Annotated in this window: 18 protein-coding genes; 11 read left to right on the top strand and 7 right to left on the bottom strand. The window is 71.3% G+C overall.

The window, feature by feature from the left end; genetic code table 11:
• Positions 1-42: 42 nt before the first annotated feature.
• The 4 genes from OG496_RS13515 (at position 43) to OG496_RS13500 (ending at position 3,840) form a co-directional block, all read left to right on the top strand.
• On the top strand, positions 43-1,440 hold the full coding sequence (locus OG496_RS13515; RefSeq protein ID WP_405971036.1) for a peptidase C39 family protein: 1,398 nt from the start codon (positions 43-45) through the stop codon (positions 1,438-1,440).
• 116 nt (positions 1,441-1,556) lie between these two features.
• Positions 1,557-1,703, top strand: a complete 147-nt coding sequence (locus OG496_RS13510; protein WP_328684588.1) for an SCO1431 family membrane protein — start codon at positions 1,557-1,559, stop codon at positions 1,701-1,703.
• A 65-nt stretch (positions 1,704-1,768) separates the two neighbouring features.
• Positions 1,769-2,428 (top strand): TetR/AcrR family transcriptional regulator, encoded by a 660-nt coding sequence (locus OG496_RS13505; RefSeq protein WP_366495434.1) that lies wholly within the window; start codon positions 1,769-1,771, stop codon positions 2,426-2,428.
• A gap of 230 nt (positions 2,429-2,658) precedes the next feature.
• Positions 2,659-3,840, top strand: a complete 1,182-nt coding sequence (locus OG496_RS13500) for an acyl-CoA dehydrogenase family protein (protein WP_405971035.1) — start codon at positions 2,659-2,661, stop codon at positions 3,838-3,840.
• Positions 3,841-3,946: 106 nt separating this feature from the next.
• Here the strand turns inward: OG496_RS13500 and OG496_RS13495 are convergent, their stop codons facing one another.
• Positions 3,947-4,189, bottom strand: coding sequence for a hypothetical protein (locus OG496_RS13495; protein ID WP_405971034.1), 243 nt, complete (start codon positions 4,187-4,189; stop codon positions 3,947-3,949).
• Between the two features lie 141 nt (positions 4,190-4,330).
• On the opposite strand from OG496_RS13495, the gene OG496_RS13490 reads away from it, so the two are divergent.
• A complete protein-coding gene (locus OG496_RS13490) occupies positions 4,331-5,431 on the top strand; it encodes a hypothetical protein (RefSeq protein WP_405971033.1) in 1,101 nt (366 codons plus the stop codon).
• Between the two features lie 162 nt (positions 5,432-5,593).
• Positions 5,594-6,688: a phosphotransferase family protein gene (locus tag OG496_RS13485; protein WP_405971032.1), complete on the top strand. Its 1,095-nt coding sequence runs from the start codon at positions 5,594-5,596 to the stop codon at positions 6,686-6,688.
• A 10-nt stretch (positions 6,689-6,698) separates the two neighbouring features.
• Here OG496_RS13485 and OG496_RS13480 read toward each other — a convergent pair whose 3' ends face one another.
• Positions 6,699-7,133: a hypothetical protein gene (locus OG496_RS13480; RefSeq protein WP_327405497.1), complete on the bottom strand. Its 435-nt coding sequence runs from the start codon at positions 7,131-7,133 to the stop codon at positions 6,699-6,701.
• Between the two features lie 268 nt (positions 7,134-7,401).
• Between OG496_RS13480 and OG496_RS13475 the strand changes: the two genes are divergently transcribed.
• From OG496_RS13475 to fxsA, 4 genes are all read left to right on the top strand, one after another.
• Positions 7,402-7,842, top strand: a complete 441-nt coding sequence (locus OG496_RS13475) for an Lrp/AsnC family transcriptional regulator (RefSeq protein WP_026150833.1) — start codon at positions 7,402-7,404, stop codon at positions 7,840-7,842.
• 47 nt (positions 7,843-7,889) lie between these two features.
• Positions 7,890-9,491 (top strand): amidohydrolase, encoded by a 1,602-nt coding sequence (locus OG496_RS13470; RefSeq protein ID WP_405971031.1) that lies wholly within the window; start codon positions 7,890-7,892, stop codon positions 9,489-9,491.
• 532 nt (positions 9,492-10,023) lie between these two features.
• Positions 10,024-10,836, top strand: coding sequence for a polyprenol monophosphomannose synthase (locus OG496_RS13465; RefSeq protein ID WP_266870020.1), 813 nt, complete (start codon positions 10,024-10,026; stop codon positions 10,834-10,836).
• 72 nt (positions 10,837-10,908) lie between these two features.
• On the top strand, positions 10,909-11,466 hold the full coding sequence (gene fxsA, locus OG496_RS13460) for an FxsA family membrane protein (RefSeq protein WP_405971030.1): 558 nt from the start codon (positions 10,909-10,911) through the stop codon (positions 11,464-11,466).
• Between the two features lie 116 nt (positions 11,467-11,582).
• Here fxsA and OG496_RS13455 read toward each other — a convergent pair whose 3' ends face one another.
• From OG496_RS13455 to OG496_RS13440, 4 genes are all read right to left on the bottom strand, one after another.
• Complete coding sequence (locus tag OG496_RS13455) at positions 11,583-11,957, bottom strand: RNA polymerase-binding protein RbpA (RefSeq protein WP_003977404.1); 375 nt, start codon at positions 11,955-11,957, stop codon at positions 11,583-11,585.
• A gap of 255 nt (positions 11,958-12,212) precedes the next feature.
• Positions 12,213-13,562, bottom strand: a complete 1,350-nt coding sequence (locus OG496_RS13450; RefSeq protein ID WP_405971029.1) for an MFS transporter — start codon at positions 13,560-13,562, stop codon at positions 12,213-12,215.
• Between the two features lie 40 nt (positions 13,563-13,602).
• The gene (locus OG496_RS13445) at positions 13,603-14,370 is read right to left on the bottom strand and encodes a glycerophosphodiester phosphodiesterase (RefSeq protein ID WP_405971028.1); all 768 of its coding nucleotides are present in this window, start codon (positions 14,368-14,370) and stop codon (positions 13,603-13,605) included.
• Positions 14,367-15,056, bottom strand: a complete 690-nt coding sequence (locus OG496_RS13440; protein ID WP_399396178.1) for a YitT family protein — start codon at positions 15,054-15,056, stop codon at positions 14,367-14,369. The genes OG496_RS13445 and OG496_RS13440 overlap by 4 nt, the downstream gene beginning before the upstream one ends.
• Before the next feature lie 64 nt (positions 15,057-15,120).
• Here OG496_RS13440 and OG496_RS13435 point away from each other — a divergent pair, with 64 nt between their 5' ends.
• A complete protein-coding gene (locus OG496_RS13435; protein WP_405971027.1) occupies positions 15,121-16,620 on the top strand; it encodes a PLP-dependent aminotransferase family protein in 1,500 nt (499 codons plus the stop codon).
• Positions 16,621-16,689: 69 nt separating this feature from the next.
• Here OG496_RS13435 and OG496_RS13430 read toward each other — a convergent pair whose 3' ends face one another.
• On the bottom strand, positions 16,690-18,267 hold the full coding sequence (locus OG496_RS13430) for a hypothetical protein (RefSeq protein WP_405971026.1): 1,578 nt from the start codon (positions 18,265-18,267) through the stop codon (positions 16,690-16,692).
• Between the last annotated feature and the right edge of the window lie 17 nt (positions 18,268-18,284).

Below are 18,284 nucleotides of genomic sequence, written 5' to 3'. Positions count from 1 at the left end.
CTGGATCTGTCCCGACTCGGAAAACCCGGGGGTCTTCCGCCCATGAGCAGAGCCGAACAGCCGTCCCGCAGAACCGTCCTGGCCGCCGCGGTCGCCGCCGCGGTGGTCGCCGGCACGGGCCCCGCGGCCGCCGACACCGCGGCCGCCGCCGACACAGCCGACGCCGACCGGGCGCCGACCCTCCTCGACGCGCGGCCCCGCGAGGGAACCCCGACGGTCGACAACCACGCCTGGACCACCTATGCCGACTGGCGCCGCGGCGCCGCCCAGGGCACCCGCGCCGTCGCGGGCCCCCGCCCGGGCCTCGTGATCGGTGCCGCCCTCGGCCGCGTCGACTACACGGACCCGCACACCCAGAAGACGGCGGCCTGGGAGTACGCGACCTGGACGTCCCCCGTCCACAGGCTCTCCGTCCCCGCGACGGAGACCATCGCCTCCTGGAACGCGGACACCCCGGCCGGCACCTGGATCCAGATCGAGCTGCACGGCACGTACTCCGACGGCACGGACACCCCCTGGTACGTGATGGGCCGCTGGGCGGCCGGCGACCAGGACATCAAGCGGACCTCCGTCGACGACCAGACGGACGGCAAGTCCACCATCTGGACGGACACCTTCGCGATCGGCGACGCCACGACAGGGCTGCGCCTCGCGTCGTACCAACTCCGCCTGACCCTCTACCGCAAGCCCGGCACCAAGCTCACCCCCACCGTGTGGCGGCTCGGCGCGATGGGCTCCGACGTCCCGGACCGCTTCACGGTCCCGGCCTCAACTCCGGGACTGGCTCAGGAGTTGATCGTCCCGCGGTACTCGCAGGAGATCCACGTCGGCCAGTACCCGGAGTACGACAACGGCGGCGAGGCCTGGTGCAGCCCCACCTCCTCGCAGATGATCATCGAGTACTGGGGCGGCCGGCTCACCCCGGAGCAGCTCGCCTGGGTCGACCCGACCTACGCGGACCCGCAGGTCGACAACGCGGCCCGCTTCACCTACGACTACCAGTACCAGGGCTGCGGCAACTGGCCGTTCAACGCCGCCTACGCGGCCACGTACAAGGACCTCCAGGGCGTGGTCACCCGGCTCGGTTCGCTCGGCGACCTGGAGACGCTGATCGCGGCGGGCATCCCGGCCATAACGTCCCAGTCCTTCCTCAGCAGCGAACTGACCGGCGCGGGCTACGGCACCTCCGGCCATCTGATGACCGTGATCGGCTTCACCGCCGACGGCGACGTGATCGCCAACGACCCCAACTCGTCCAGCGACCCGGCCGTCCGCCGCGTCTACAACAGGCGCGAATGGGAAAACATCTGGCTGCGCACCAAGCGGTACAACGCTTCCGGAAAGCTCTCCTCCGGTACGGGCGGCGTCTGTTACCTCTACTTCCCCGCGCACCCGACCGCCCGCCAGCGCAAGGCCCTCGCGGCGGTGGGCGTGCGCTGACCCCGTGCCGGAGACCAAGGTCCCTGTGACCAAGGTCTCCGGCGCAAAACCCGACAGGGATGGCAAGGTGGACAGAACGGGGGAGTCCACCGCACATCCGACCTCTGCGAGCCACCATGACCGCACACTCAGCCAGCGCCGCCCGCACCCGTACCCGCACCGGCGGCCCCAAGGGCGACGGTCCGAAGATCGTCGAGCACATCGTGGGCTGGACCCTTGTCGTGGTGATCGCGATGCTTGTGACCCAAATCGGCTTGCTGTGACCTGGTGGATACGCGACCTGCCATACTGCGGTTGACCCAGCCCAGTTGGAGAGCCAGAGTCGAAATTGGAAATCAGTCAGCAGCGTGACGTCCCACGTCCCAGGGCGCGCGGTACCGAGCGTTCCTTGGCGCGCCGCGCCGAACTCATCACCATCGGCCGGAAGTTGTTCGCCGACACGTCCTACGACGCGCTGTCCATGGACGACATCGCGCGGCAGGCCCATGTCGCCAAGGGGCTGATCTACTACTACTTCCAGTCCAAGCGCGGCTACTACCTGGCGATCATCAACGACTCGGTCGCCGACCTGGTGACCTTCGCGGCGAGCGGTCTCGAACTGCCCCAACTCGACCGCGTACAGCGGACGATGGACAGCTATCTGCGCTGGGCCGAGCACAACCAGGCCGCGTACCGCACGATCGTGAGCGGCGGCGTCGGCTTCGACACCGAGGTGCACGCCATCCGCGACGGGGTGCGCGCGGCGATCGTCGCGACCATCGCCGACGGGGCGTACGGCCGCACGGACATCTCCCGGATCGCGCGCATGGGCCTGTTCGGCTGGGTGTGCAGCGTCGAGGGCGCGACCCTTGAGTGGATCAGCACCTCCGACCTCTCCCGCGAGACGATGCGCGAAATCCTCGTGAAGACCCTCGGCGGCACCCTGCGCGCCATCGAGGAACTGGACCCCGCCCATCCGGCGCCGTCGCCCGCCCGTCGGGACGGCTGAATCAGCGGTTCCGGCCAGTTCCGGACGACCGGGCTATTCTTGAAGTAAGCGGTCGTTAACTGGTGACGCGAGACCTGCGATCGGGCATACTCACAGCGCAGAGCCGCTGGTCAGCCGCTTCCGAGACCCGGGAGTAGGAGCAGCGGCCGCATCCGTGCGGTACCCGGCCACGTCGCCTCGACCCCAGGCGTACGCCCGCCGATGTGCCCGACAGGGAGGAGAGCGTCGCCATGCCCGACCGCGCCCCGCAGCCGGTGGACCGGCAACTGCCCACGGACGAGGCCCGGGATCTGATCTCGCTGGCCCGCGACATCGCGCAGCGAGAGATCGCCCCGAGAGCGGCCGAGGAAGAGGACGCCGGACACTTCCCGCGCGAGATCTTCACCCTGCTCTCCCGCTCGGGACTGCTCGGCCTCCCGTACGACGCGGAGTACGGCGGCGGCGACCAGCCGTACGAGGTCTACCTCCAGGTCCTCGAAGAACTCGCGGCGGCCCGCCTCACGGTCGGCCTCGGCGTCAGCGTCCACTCCCTCTCCTGCCATGCGCTGGCCAACTACGGCACCAAGCAGCAGCAGGTCGAGCACCTGCCCGCGATGCTCGGCGGCGGCCTGCTGGGCGCCTACTGCCTCTCCGAACCCTCCTCCGGCTCCGACGCGGCCTCCCTGCGCACAAAAGCGGTCAGGGACGGCGACGACTGGGTGATCGACGGCACCAAGGCCTGGATCACGCACGGCGGCATCGCCGACTTCTACACGGTCATGGCCCGGACCGGCGAGGACGGCCCGCGCGGAATCAGTGCCTTCCTGGTGCCCGGCGACGCGGTCGGCCTGAGCGGCGCGGTCCCGGAGAAGAAGATGGGCATGAAGGGCTCGCCCACCGCCCAGGTCCACTTCGACGGCGTCCGCGTCCCCGACGAGCGCCGCCTCGGAGAGGAGGGCCAGGGCTTCGCGATCGCCCTGTCCGCACTCGACTCCGGCCGCCTCGGCATCGCGGCCTGCGCAATCGGCCTGGCCCAGGCGGCACTTGACGAAGCGGTGGCCTACACGAGCGGCCGGCAGCAGTTCGGGCGCCCGATCTCCGACTTCCAGGGCCTGCGCTTCATGCTCGCCGACATGGCCACCCAGATCGAGGCGGGCCGCGCCCTCTACCTCGCGGCGGCCCGGCTGCGCGACACGGGCCGCCCGTTCGCCAAACAGGCCGCCATGGCCAAACTCCACTGCACCGACACCGCGATGAAGGCCACCATCGACGCCGTCCAGGTCCTCGGCGGCTACGGCTACACCGCGGACTTCCCGGTCGAGCGCTTCATGCGCGAGGCCAAGGTCCTGCAGATCGTCGAGGGCACGAACCAGATCCAACGAATGGTCATCGCCCGCCACTTGGCGGGTCCAGAAGCCCACCGAACCGGCTGACGCGGGAGGTCTGTCCGGAGCCTCGGGCCGCAGGCGCGGCACCCAGCTCCCGCGTCTACGGCCCGAGCCGCCCGGACAACCTTGTGCGGGAGGATCCCATCGCCGATCAGGCGCCGTCGATCCCCTCCGACCTGATCCACCGGGCAGACCGCACCGGCGGCGCCGCCAGCCGCGCCCACTCCGGGTCGTGCCGCCCCGGCAGGGTGCGGCCCCGGTCGGCCCAACTCCGCATCAGATCAAGGTAGATGGGCGGGTCCTGAGGCTGCGGCGGCGCCGGGGGAACCGATTCTGCGGGTACGGGGACGAAGATCCGGCGCTGACGCCCGGTCGGCGCATATGTGGGGGTCATACCGAGGCAACGGAAGGGCATGTCGACAAGTCACCGGCTCTGGTAATCGAGCGTGAGTTCACCGGCGTACAGGTCACGGCTATGGCGACCGCACACGACCTGACGTACCGTCACCTCCACTGTCCCCAGGGGAGGTTAGCCGTGGCAGACGACCGTCCCGTGCCCCTCGACGAGTACCCCGTGCACCAGGTCCCCCTGTCGATGAAGCACGTAGCGACCGGCGACCGGAACGCCTACGACCGCTGCATCTTCCACGTGTTCGACCACGAGGGCCGCGCCCTGCTCATCCTCGGCCTCGGCGTCTACCCCAACGTCGGGGTGATCGACGCCTACGCGACCCTCCGCACCGGAGACCAACTCCACGCGGTCCGCGCCTCGGACGCCCTCGGCGACGACCGCATGCACCTGGCCGTAGGCCCGCTGCGGATAGAGGTCGAGGAACCACTGCACAGGCTCCGCCTCCGCTGCGAGGACAACTCCCTCTCCTGCGACCTCACTTGGACAGCCGAGTTCCCCGCCCTCTGGGAACCCCATCACGTCCAGTACCGAGGCGACCGGCTCACCCTCGAAGGGCGCCGCTTCGTCCAGGCGGGCGGCGTGGAGGGCGTGATCCGCGCCGGCGACGAGGAGTTCCGGGTCTCCGCAGGCGGCTGGACCGGTACCCGTGACCGGAGTTGGGGCGTGCGGCCGATCCCCGGCGAGGAGGGCGGACGCCTGGCCGAGGACCACCCCACCGAGGGTTTCCACTGGATCTGGTGCCCGGTCCGCTTCGAGGACCGCTTCCTCATGGTCATCGTCCAGGAGGACGCCGACGGCTACCGCACCCTGAACGAGGCGACCGTCGTCCGCCCCGGCCACCGCGACCGCCAACTCGGCTGGCCCCGGGCCGAGATCACCTACCGCTCCGGCACCCGCCACCCCGAGCGCGCCCTCATCCACCTGGGCGACGCACGCAAACCGCAGGAACTCGACGTGGAGATCCTGACCTCCTCGCCCCTGGCGATCGGCGCCGGCTACCCACCCGCCGACGACTGGCAACACGGCACGTGGCGCGGCCGAGCCTGGACCGACAGCCGTACCTACGACCTCACCCGGCCCACCCCGCTCGCCGCCTACGGCGTCACCGACCACGCGGCCCGCTTCCGCCTCGACGGCCAGGTAGGCCACGGCATCTTCGAGCACGGCTCCTTCGGCCGCCACGACCCGAGCGGCTTCACCGGCTTCGACTCGGCAGCACCGTAGGGAAGTTGAGACATGGCCACGGCACCCCGCCCGCGCACGACCATCCGTGCTCCGGAGGAACTCGCCTGTCGTCGGACGGTGTGGTGCGATTCCGGCTCTTCCGGCGCCGTGCCCGTCGGTCTTACCGGCTTCGACTTGGTAGCACCGCAAGGGAGTTGAGACATGGCGACAGCACCCCGTCCCCGCACCACCACCCGCGACCCCGAGGAACTCGCCCACCGCCTCACCGCCTGGCTCGACACCCGGCTGCCCGGCGCCAAGGCCGTCGACATCCGGGTCCCCGCGTCGAACGGCATGTCCAGCGAGACCCTGCTCTTCGACATCGACCACCCCGAACCACCGTTCCGGGCCTGCGCGTTGAGGCTCGCGGCCGACCCGGCGGCGTACACCGTCTTCCCGGTCTACGACCTGCCGCGCCAGTTCCGCACGATGCGCCTGGTCGCCGACCGGACCGATCTGCCGGTACCTGAAGTGCGTTGGCTGGAGGAGGACCCGGGCCCGCTCGGCGCGCCGTTCTTCGTCATGGAGCGCGCCGAGGGACGCGTACCGCCGGACGTCATGCCCTATACGTACAAGGGCAATTGGCTGCACGCGGCGACCGACATGGAGCGAGAACACCTGGAGATCGCCTCCGTCGCACTCATCGCCCGTCTGCATGACCAAGTCCCGTTGTCCGAGGCCGAGTTCCTCACGCTTCCGGGCGACGGCGACGCCCTCCACCGCCACGTCGCATCCCAACGCGCTTACTACGAATGGGTGGTTGACGGGCTGGCCCGCTCACCGCTCATCGAGAGCGCCTTCGACCGGCTCACGGAACTCTGGCCGGCCGACCCCGGCGAACCGGTCCTCAACTGGGGCGACGCGCGCATCGGGAACGTCGTCTACGACGGTTTCGACCCCGTCGCCGTCCTCGACTGGGAGATGGCGGCCCCGGCCCCGCGCGAGGTGGACCTCGGCTGGACCGTCTATCTGCACCGCTTCTTCCAGGACCTGACGGTCGCCTTCGGCCAGCCGGGACTGCCGGAGTTCTTCCGCCGGGACCGGGTGGAGGCGCGGTACGCCGAACTCACCGGGCACACCCCGCGCGACATGGACTTCTACACCCTGTACGCGGCCCTGCGACACGCGATCGTGATGCTCCGTATCGCCTACCGGCAGGCGCACTTCGGCGAGGTGACCGTCCCGGCGGACCCGGACACACTGATCCTGCACCACGACAGCCTGCGGGCCATGGTGCAGGGCAGCTACTGGGGTTGAGCGGGAGCGCTCAGGCGGCGGGGCGCATGACGGGCACCCGCATCGGGCGCGAGCTCGGACCGCCGACGTGTGAGAAGGGCTGCGTCCGCCAATCGAGGCCCTGAGGGAGCGTCAACAGCAGCGCGGTGTCCTGCTCCTGGGGCTCCGCCGTCTCGTCGGCGGACCGGGCGTCGGACGCCTCACGGCCCGTACCGGCGCAGACCGTCAGCCCGAACGGGTTCCACGGCGAGGCGCACAGCGCGTGCTCCGGCAGGACCTCCTCGTCCGCGAGGAGCGCGATGGGCTGCACGCAGTCCGGGCAGATCACCCGGTACATCTCGAAGGTGTCGTACGCGTCGAGCTCTTCGGCGTCGAAATCGTCGGATTCGACGCCCTCCGGCTCGGAGTCGACGACGAGCTGCGGCCGCTTGGGCGCGGTGCGTCCAGGGCGCTTAAGACTCTGCATGGGTTCTCCCCCTACTGGGCTGGGCCGTGAAGGCGCTGCGGCCTCGACCACAGCAAGCACTTCCCGTCCCGTCTCCGCGGTAATCACGAGACCATCACGGAGACCGTCCCGGGCCTGTGGCGTTCGTCACATGCCGCCCGCAGATGCCCGAGGCGGCGGTTTTGTCCCCGGCCGCCACACGGGTCGCTCTCCGCCACATCACGAACCGGGTATGACCTGCGCCGCTGAGGTATCGGAGGAGATCAGCGGCACTGTAGGTTCTTGCGTCATGGAGGAGCTGGACCGACAAATCGTGCAGCTGCTCGTCAAGGACGGGCGGATGAGCTACACAGACCTGGGCAAGGCCACGGGCCTGTCCACGTCGGCCGTGCACCAACGGGTGCGCCGGCTGGAGCAGCGGGGCGTCATCCGCGGGTACGCCGCGGTCGTCGACCCGGAGGCGGTGGGCCTGCCCATGACCGCCTTCATCTCGGTGAAACCGTTCGACCCCAGCGCCCCCGACGACATCGCGGACCGGCTCTCCGACGTCCCCGAGATCGAGGCCTGCCACAGCGTCGCGGGCGACGAGAACTACATCCTCAAGGTGCGGGTCTCCACCCCGCACGAGCTGGAGGAGCTGCTGGCCCGGCTGCGCGGCCTGGCGGGTGTCTCGACCCGGACCACGGTGGTGCTCTCGACGCCGTACGAGGCCCGCCCGCCCCGCATCTGACGGACCTGCGTGCGGGGCGTCGCCGGTGAGGCGCGAGACTGTTCCCCATGAGTGAGCGCACCCCCGAACCGTCGACCGTCCTGCTCCGCCGCGGCGAAGTCCACAGTCCCGCCGACCCGTTCGCGACCGCGATGGTCGTGGAGCGCGGCCAGGTCGCCTGGGTCGGCTCCGAGGGCGCCGCCGACGCGTTCGCGGACAGTGTCGACGAGGTCGTCGACCTGGACGGCGCGCTGGTCACCCCGGCGTTCACCGACGCACACGTCCACACCACGGCCACCGGCCTCGCGCTCACCGGCCTCGACCTGTCCGACGCGCCTTCCCTGGAGACGGCCCTGTCCCTCCTCCGGGACTTCGCCGCCGCCCGCCCGGCCGACCGCGTCCTGCTCGGTCACGGCTGGGACGCCGCCCGCTGGCCCGGGGGCCGCCCGCCGACCCGCGCCGAACTCGACACGGCGACCGGCGGACGCCCGCTCTACCTCTCCCGCATCGACGTCCACTCGGCGGTCGTCACCACGGCCCTGCTCGACCTCGTCCCCGGCTTCGACGCGCCGGACGGCCCTCTCACCGCCGACGCCCACCACGCCGTACGCGCCACCGCGCTCGCCGCCATCACGCCGGAGCAGCGCGTCGAGGCCCAGCGCACCGCCCTGGCCCACGCCGCCTCCCTGGGCGTCGGTTCGGTCCACGAGTGCGCCGGGCCCGAGATCTCCTCCGAGGACGACTTCACGGGCCTGCTGCGGCTCGCCGCCGAGGAGCTCGGTCCGCGTGTCGTCGGCTACTGGGCCGAGCAGGACGTGGCGAAGGCGCGGGAGCTGGGCGCCGTAGGAGCGGCGGGCGACCTCTTCGTCGACGGTGCTCTCGGGTCGCACACCGCGTGTCTGCACGAGCCGTACACCGATGCCGGGCACGCCGGGATCGCGTACCTCGACGCGGATGCCGTCGCCGCCCATGTCGTCGCCTGCACCGAGGAGGGCCTCCAGGCGGGCTTCCACGCCATCGGGGACGCCGCCGTGACCGCGGTGGTCGACGGCTTCCGGGCAGCCGCGGAGAAGGTCGGCCTGGGCCGCGTCCGTGCCGCCCGCCACCGTGTCGAGCATGCCGAGATGCTCACCCCGGAGACCATCGCGGCCTTCGCCGAGCTGGGCCTGACCGCTTCCGTGCAGCCCGCCTTCGACGCGCTGTGGGGCGGCGAGGAGGGCATGTACGCCCAGCGGCTGGGCGTGGAGCGTGCGCGTGCCCTGAACCCCTTCGCGGCCCTGCTGCGGGCCGGTGTGCCGCTCGCCTTCGGTTCCGACAGCCCGGTCACGCCGGTCGACCCGTGGGGGACGGTCCGCGCCGCCGCGTTCCACCGGACGGCTGAACATCGGGTCTCGGTGCGGGCCGCGTTCACCGCGCATACGCGGGGCGGCTGGCGGGCCGTAGGACGGGACGACGCGGGTGTTCTGGTGCCGGGCGCGCCCGCCGACTACGCCGTCTGGCGGACGGACGCCCTGGTGGTGCAGGCGCCCGACGACCGGGTCGCGCGCTGGTCGACCGACCCGCGCTCCGGCACACCCGGACTGCCCGACCTGACGCCGGGCGGCGACCTTCCCGTCTGTCTGCGCACCGTCGTGGGCGGACGCACGGTGTTCGTACGGCCGGGCGAGTGATCTCCCGGGGTGGCGCGCCCCCGATCCGTGGCCGCCGCCCCGTCGCGCGACCTGCGCATCCTCTGCCCTGACCAGCCGGTTGAGGGAGAAAGTCCAGGTCAAACGGCTGTTGACAGGCGGCCGCAGGGGGCCGGTAGGTTCGTCCGAGTCCACCACCGGACGCCCGACCGGGGAACCTCCGAGCAATCGCCGAAGCGCCGCTGGGTCAGGGTCGGTGTGCCGCACCGGGCACCGTCACTGGGAGCCAGGCTCAGCGCCCGCGCCACGGCGAGGGAACGTTCCGGCCGGTCGGCTGGTGTGACCCGGGTGGGGCCCGGACGTCCAGTAGACAACGGCCTTGGTCGACCCGCAGCCGGCGGGTCCCAGGTCGGCCCGAAGGGCGCCGGGCCCCCATCCGCAGTACACAGGTGCCAAAAGGGGCAGTCTTACCCCGTTCTTGTCGAATCGACACCACCGTACGAACGACGTGGCACGTCATCGCAGGCCGCGGCCACTATGGTGGACGCCTGCGTACGGACATGAAGGGGCAGCAGTGAACGACGGCGACGGAGCCCTCGCGGCACAGGCCCAGGGGCGGAAGTTCGGCCCGCTCGGCACGGCCTTGGTGATCATCCCGACCTACAACGAGGCGGAGAACATCAAGTCCATCGTCCGTCGGGTGCGGCAGTCGGTCCCCGAGGCACATGTACTCGTGGCGGACGACAACAGCCCCGACGGCACCGGCAAGCTGGCCGACGAGCTGGCGGCCGAGGACGAACAGGTCCAGGTGCTGCACCGCAAGGGCAAGGAAGGCCTCGGTGCCGCCTACCTGGCGGGCTTCCACTGGGGCATGGACAACGGCTACGGCGTCCTCATCGAGATGGACGCCGACGGCTCCCACCAGCCCGAGGAGCTGCCCCGGCTGCTCACCGCGCTCAAGGGCGCGGACCTGGTGCTCGGCTCCCGCTGGGTGCCCGGCGGCCGGGTGGTGAACTGGCCGAAGTCCCGCGAGTTCATCTCCCGCGGCGGCAGCCTCTACTCGCGCGTGGCCCTCGACCTGCCGCTGCGCGACATTACCGGCGGCTACCGCGCCTTCCGCCGCGAGACCCTCGAAGGCCTCGGCCTGGACGACGTGGCCTCCCAGGGCTACTGCTTCCAGGTCGACCTGGCCCGCCGCGCCGTCCGGGCCGGCTACCACGTCGTCGAGGTCCCCATCACCTTCGTGGAGCGCGAACTCGGCGACTCCAAGATGAGCCGCGACATCCTCGTCGAGGCCCTGTGGCGGGTCACGACGTGGGGCGTGGGCGAGCGCGTCGGCAAACTCCGCGGCCGCGCGAACCCCGGGAGAAAGCCCTCACAGCCGTAGCCCTGCGACTTCACAGGCCTCGTTGATCGTCCGCTTATCCCGCCCTGAGCCGGGCCCAGGCACACTGGACGTATGACGACTGGCGCACCCACCCCTTCCTCCGCCGCCCGGCCTCCGCGTTCCCGGCTGCGTACGTTCCTGCCGTTGGGCATCGCCGTGTGGCTGGTGCTGGAGATCTGGCTGCTGACGGTGGTCGCGGGCGCGTCGAGCGGGCTGACGGTCTTCCTGCTGCTGCTCGCCGGGTTCGTGCTCGGCGCCGTGGTGATCAAGCGGGCGGGCCGGCGGGCCTTCCAGAACCTGAGCCAGGCCGTGCAGCAGGGCACCGCCCCGGCCAGCGGCGGTGGCAGCGGCCTGATGATGCTCGGCGGCCTGCTGCTGATGATCCCCGGTCTGATCTCGGACGCCCTGGGCCTGCTCCTGCTCATTCCGCCGGTCCAGAAGGCCCTGGCGCGCTACGCGGAGCGCGTGGTCGAGCGGAAGCTCGGCAAGGCCGCGCCCGGCACCCTGGGAGACGCCTTCCAGCAGGCCCGTATGCACCGCCCGGACGGCAAGGTCGTCCAGGGCGAGGTCATCCGGGACGAGCCCGCAGGCGACGCCCCGCAGGGCCCGCGCCCGCCGCTCACCCACTAACGCTCATCGCCGACACCTGGACACGCAAAAGCGCGGGCGCCGTACATGTTCGTACGGCGCCCGCGCTTACTTGCTTGTACTTGTTCGTGCGGTAGAACCGCTCCGCACCTTCAGGACTAGGCCGACTTGCGGCTGTCCCTCGGGTGAACCGCGATATTCATCGCGCCGGAACGGAGAACGGCAAGACGCTCCTCAAGGACCTCTTCGAGTTCCTCGCGGGTGCGCCGCTCCATCAGCATGTCCCAGTGGGTACGCGCGGGCTTGGCCTTCTTTTCCTCAGGGCCGTCGCCGTCGACCAGGAGTGCCTGGGCCCCGCAGACCTTGCACTCCCACTCCGGCGGAATCTCCGCCTCGACCGAGAAGGGCATCTCAAAGCGATGTCCCTTCTCGCATGCGTACTCCACGGCCTGGCGTGGTGCCAGGTCGATACCGCGGTCCGTCTCGTAGCTGGTCACCACGAGGCGCGTGCCGCGAAGAGCTCGCTCACTCATGAATCGTGCCTCCCGGGCTTGTCGCCCACAGGACAGGTGTCGCTGTCGTCGTCATCCGGTCAACGTCCGGTCGGCGGTAAAGATTCCCGTACGGGGTCATGCGTCGCCGTCGTAGCCGCCCCTTGTTGTACCCACCAGCACCCGGTTTGTCACATCTATGAGCAGATGTCACCTAGCGATTCGTCATCTTTGACGCGCAGTAACGGTACGCCAGGCAGGCCAAACGCGTACACTACCGCCCTTTCGCCTCCAGCGCTAAATCCTCTCGGGAAGAGGATTCCCCGCGTCGCTGATCGCCCGCGCCACCGGAACCCGTGCGAGCAGCACGAATCCCACCACGAAGAAGACCACCAGGGAGATGATCGCGTCCCGATAACTTCCGGTCAGCTGGTAGGTCACCCCGAACAGAAGGGGACCCAGCCAGCTCATGCCCCGATCGCTCATCTCGTACGCCGAGAAGTACTCGGCCTCTTTCCCGGGCGGCACCAGATGGGAGAACAGGGACCGGGACAGCGCCTGGCTGCCGCCCAGGACCAGGCCGATCCCGGCGGCCAGCACGAAGAACCAGACGGGCGCGCCGGCGGGCAGGAAGTACCCGGCGGCCAGCGTCACCGTCCACGCGACCAGCGAGCCGAGAATCGTCCGCTTGGCCCCGTACGTCCGGGCGAGTCGCCCCATGCCCAGCGCGCCCGCCACCGCGAGCACCTGGACCATCAGGACGGCCGTGATGAGCGTGGACTGGCTCAGGCCCAGCTCCTCGGAGCCGTACACGGACGCCTGGGAGATCACCGTCTGGATGCCGTCGTTGTAGATCAGATAGGCGAACAGGAAGGACAGCGTGAGCGGTTTCCCGCGCATGTCCCGGACGGTCGCCGCGAGCTGCCGCCAGCCCTGCGCCGTCGGCGCCTCGGACGTCGTACGGCCGCGGTCGCGCAGCCGTTTCAGCGGTACGAGGGTGAAGGCGCCCCACCAGATCCCGGCCGAGGCGAGACAGATGCGCACAGCCATCGACTCGGAGAGGCCGAAGGAGTCGTGGGCGGTGAACAGGATCAGGTTCAGGACGAGGACCAGGGAGCCCGCCGCGTAGCCGAAAGCCCAGCCTCGGGAGGAGACCGCGTCGCGCTCCTCCGGAGGGGCGATCTGCGGAAGGTAGGAGTTGTACACGACCATCGAGACGGCCACCGACGAGTTGGCGACGATCAGCAGGAAGCCGCCGAGGAGATAGCGGTCGCCGTCCAGGAAGAACAGCCCTGTGGTGGCGGTCGCGCCCACATAGGCGGCGAGCGCCAGGAGGGGCTTCTTGCGGCCCGTACGGTCGGCCGCCGCGCCCGCGAGGGGCATGACGAGGATCGACACGATGACGGACGCGGAGACGGTGTAGGCGAAGAAGGACCCCGCCCGGACCGGTATCCCCAGGGGATGCACGAACCCGTCCGGGTCCGCCGCCGACTTCGCGACCGAGGTCAGATACGGGCCCAGGAACACGGTGAGCACACTCGTCGAGTAGACGGAGCAGGCCCAGTCGTAGAAGTACCAGCCGCGCTGCTCGCGCCGCCGCTCGGCGGCCTCGTCGGCCGACAGTGACCGCAGGGTGTCGGTACCCACCCGTGCCCTCGCTTCCCCGTGAACGCGTCGTCCCGGGGGCTCAGGCCCAGACGCCCCGCTCCACCATGACCTCGCGCAGTGTGTCGATGTGATCGGTCATGATGCCATCGACGCCCAGGTCCAGGAGCCGGTGCATGCGATCGGCCTCGTTGATGGTCCACACGTGGACTTGCACTCCACGCGCGTGTGCGGCCTGCACGAAGCGCCGGTCAACCACAGGGACGCCCGACTGCTCCTCGGGCACCTGTGCGGCGACCGCCGAACGGCGCACCGGGAGAGGCGCGCCCCAGGACCGCAGCCGCAGGTTCAGCACCCCGCGCGTGCCGAACGACGTGGCCAGGCGCGGCCCGGCCAGGTGCTGGGCGCGGACCACGCGCTTCTCGGAGAAGGAGCCGACGAGGACGCGGTTCCAGGAGTCGGTGCGCTCCAGGAGGTCCAGGAGGGGGCGGAGTGCCGGCTCCGCCTTGATGTCGACGTTCCAGCGCACCTCGGGGAAGGTCTCCAGCAGCTCCTCGAAGAGGGGCACCGGTTCCTTGCCCGCCACGCGCGCGTGGCTCACGTCGGACCAGAACAGGTCCGCGATCCGGCCCGCGCCGTCGGTCACCCGGTCCAGGGTCTCGTCGTGGAAGGCGACGAGCTTCCCGTCCGCCGTGGCGTGGACGTCGGTCTCGATGTACCGGTAGCCCAGCTCCACCGCGCGGCGGAACTGGAACACGGTGTTCTCCAGGCCGTCCGCCGCCCCGCCCCGGTGGGCGAAGGGGATGGGGCCGGGGTGGTCGAGGTACGGATGACGTATGAGCCGGGTCACCGGGGCAGTATCGCCCGTTCCGGTGACCCGGTGGCTACGACCGTGCTGCCGCCGGATGCCGACGGAGCGGCGAACACCCGCAGGAACAGCTGGGCCAGCGGGCCGATCGCCAGGGCGTACAGCAGGGTGCCGATGCCGACGGTGCCGCCGAGCGCGAAGCCGGCGGCCACGACCGTGACCTCGATCACCGTCCGCATCAGGCGGATCGAACGTCCCGTGAGCCGGTGCAGCCCGGTCATCAGCCCGTCGCGGGGTCCCGGCCCGAAGTTCGCGGAGATGTAGAGCCCGGTGGCGGCTCCGTTGAGCACGATGCCCGCCAGCAGCAGCGGAATCCGTACGGCCAGACCGTGCGCGTCGGGCACCAGCGCGAGGGTGCCGTCCATGGCCAGGCCGACCACGAACACGTTGGAGACCGTGCCGAGGCCCGGGCGCTGGCGCAGCGGGATCCACAGGAGCAGCACCGCCGCGCCCACGATGATCGAGACGACACCGATCGTCAGGCCGGTGAGTTCGGCGAGGCCCTGGTGCAGCACGTTCCAGGGTTCAAGGCCCAGGCCCGACACCACCAGGAGCGCCGAGCTGGCGCCGTAGAGGGCGAGTCCGACGTACAGCTGGACCAACCGTCGTCCGAGGCGGCTCTGCGTGGACAAAGGGGGCTCCTTGGTGGTGGTAGTGGCCTGACACATGGCACTCTGTGGCTTGAGAACGAATGCCATCCATGGCCAATTCCGGGAAGGTGGACTGGTTTCCATGGCGCAGTGGACCTCGGCGATGGGCGCCGCGCAGCTCGCCCGGCTGCTCAACTCCCAGCAGGACCGGCCTGCCGGACCCGGCACCCGCCGGCCGCCCGCCTATCGCGCGCTCGCGGACGGCATCCGGCTGCTCGTGCTGGAGGGGCGCGTCCCGGTGGCCGCCCGGCTGCCCGCCGAGCGGGAGCTGGCGCTCGCGCTGTCCGTCAGCCGCACCACCGTCGCCGCCGCCTACGAGGCGCTGCGCACCGAAGGGTTCCTGGAGTCCCGGCGCGGGGCTGGCAGCTGGACCGCCGTACCGGCCGGAAACCCGCTCCCCGCGCGCGGGTTGGAGCCGTTGCCCCCGGAGGCCCTCGGTTCGGTGATCGACCTGGGCTGCGCCGCCCTGCCCGCGCCCGAGCCGTGGCTCACCCGGGCCGTGCACGGCGCCCTGGAGGAACTGCCGCCGTACGCCCACACGCACGGCGACTACCCGGCCGGGCTGCCCGCGCTGCGCGCGATGATCGCCGAGCGGTACACCCTGCGCGGGATTCCGACCATGCCCGAACAGATCATGGTCACCACCGGCGCGATGGGCGCCATCGACGCCATCTGTCATCTCTTCGCGGGGCGCGGCGAGCGGGTCGCCGTCGAGTCGCCCTCCTACGCCAACATCCTTCAGCTGATGCGCGAGGCGGGCGCCCGGTTGGTGCCCGTGGCGATGGCCGACGGGCTCTCCGGCTGGGACATGGACCGCTGGCGGCAGGTGCTGCGCGACGCCGCGCCCCGGCTCGCGTACGTCGTCGCCGACTTCCACAACCCGACCGGCGCCCTCGCCGACGACGACCAGCGGCGCCGCCTCGTGGACGCGGCCCGCTCGGCCGGCACGGTGCTCGTCGCCGACGAGACGATGACCGAGCTGTGGCTGGACGACGTCGACATGCCGCGCCCGGTCTGCGGCTTCGACCCGGCGGGCTCGACGGTCATCACCGTCGGCTCCGCCAGCAAGGCCTTCTGGGCGGGCATGCGCATCGGCTGGGTCCGCGCGGCCCCCGACGTCATCCGCAGCCTGGTCTCGGCCCGTGCCTACGCCGACCTCGGCACACCGGTGTTGGAGCAGCTCGCCGTCAACTGGCTGTTCAGCACCGGCGGTTGGGAACAGGCTGTGGACATCCGGCGTGCACAGGCCCGCGAGAACCGGGACGCGCTGGTCGCGGCGGTACGACGGGAGCTTCCCGACTGGGAGTTCGAGGTACCCAAGGGCGGGCTCACGCTGTGGGTCCGCACGGGCGGACTGTCGGGCTCACGGCTCGCCGAGATGGGGGAGCGCGTCGGGGTGCGGGTGCCGTCCGGGCCGCGCTTCGGCGTCGACGGCGCCTTCGAGGGGTATGTGCGGCTGCCGTTCACCGTGGGCGGCGCGGTGGCCGAGGAGGCCGCTGCACGGCTGGCCGCGGCGGCCCGGCTGGTGGAGAACGGGGTCACCGGGGGCGGCGGCGAGTCGCCGCGCACGTTCGTGGCGTAGAAGAGGCTCCAGGCGCCCGGTTTCGGTGCGGGCGGGCGACTCCCGGCCGCCCGCACCGAAACCGGGCCGCTACGAAGTCTCCGCCACGGCGGCCTCGACCACCGCTTCCGTCGCTACCGTCTCCTCCGCGTCCGCCGGTGTCGTGCGCGGCGGGAGCAGGGCCAGGACCGCCTGGCGGTGGGCGTCGTTCGTCGCGTCGTCGTACGGGTCCGGGGTCGCCGGGACCTGGAGGCGGTGGACGGGGCCGCTGCCGAGGCGGGCGTAGCCGCGGCCCGGGGGGACCTGGGCGATCGGCGTGGTGTGCGGGGGAGCGCCCAGTACCGCCTCCAACTGGGCGGCGGTGGCGGGGCCGAGGACGACACGCGCGCGTGTGTGCTGTCGTACGGCGTCGCTGAGGGTGTCCGCGCTGTCGAACTGGTCGGCCACCACGACCGTCACGTTGGCCGCGCGGCCGTGTCGGAGGGGGACCTGGAGCAGGGACTGCGGGTCCTTGTAGCCGTCGGCCGTCGCCACGTGGGCGAAGGCGCTCGGGCGGTCCAGGATGATCCACAGGGGGCGCCTGGTGTCGTCCGGCGCCGGGTCGCCCAACTGGCGGGCGCGGTTGGCCGCGATCAGCCGGCGCTCCGTCTCGTGGGACGCCCACTCCAGGCTGGCCAGGGCGCCGGCCAGCCCGCACTCGACCGCGAGGACCCCGTCCCGGCCGGTGAGGCACGCGTACTCGCCGGTGCCGCCGCCCTCGACGATCAGGACGTCGCCGTACTGCAGGGCCTGCAGGGCGATCGAGCGCAGCAGTGTGGAGGTACCGCTGCCGGGCTGGCCCATGACCAGCAGGTTCGGCTCGGTGGAGCGGATGCCGGTGCGCCAGACGACCGGCGGGACGTCGCGCTGTTCCGCACCGTGGGTGAGGGGGAGCGTGCGGTGGACCTGGGTCGGGTCGGTGAAGCCCAGGACGGTCTCGCCGGGGGCGGTGACGAAGCGCTGGGCGGCGATGTCGGTCGGGAGCGGGGCGAGGACGCCGATGGTGAGCTGGTTGCCCTCCTCGTCCCACGCGAAGTGGTACTCCCGGCCGCGGCCCGACTTCGCGGTGAGCAGCTGCTCGATCCGCGCGCGGGAGTCGGCCTCGCCGTCGGTGAAGTACGCCGGATAGCGGACGACCAGATGGGAGATCCGGCCCGCGCCGTCGAACTCGTGGGCGGGGAAGGCCTTCTCCCAGTCTCCGCCGTGGGCGAACAGGGGCGCCGGGTCCTCGGCGGCCGAGAAGTAGGGCACCAGCGCCTCGTAGAGGGACTGCAGGCGCTGGGTCTGGGACTCGTCGGGCCCTTCGGGCGCCGGCGGGGTGCGGTCCCGGCCCTGCCATGCCGCCGCCGCCATCAGGGTGATGGCGGCGAGCAGCGGGCCGTACGGGACCAGGGCCACGACCAGGATCACCGAGGCCACCAGGAAGAGCAGCGGCCCGCGCTTGTCCTTGGGGGTCTCGGCCCATCTGCGCCGGCCGGCGGATGCCAGCCGGCGCAGACCCTTGCTGATCGTGATCAGCGGATGGAGGACGTCGGTGGCGCTGTCGGCAGCCGTCCGGGCCAGCTCCCGGCTCCGGGCGATCTGGGCGGTGCCGTTGCTCAGGATGCGGGGGAGGGGGCGCCGGGCCACTGCTGTCTCCTGAAGGT

Source organism: Streptomyces sp. NBC_00988 (assembly GCF_045162645.1).
Classification (GTDB): Bacteria; Actinomycetota; Actinomycetes; order Streptomycetales; family Streptomycetaceae; genus Streptomyces.
This window is presented reverse-complemented; position numbering and strand designations above follow the sequence as displayed.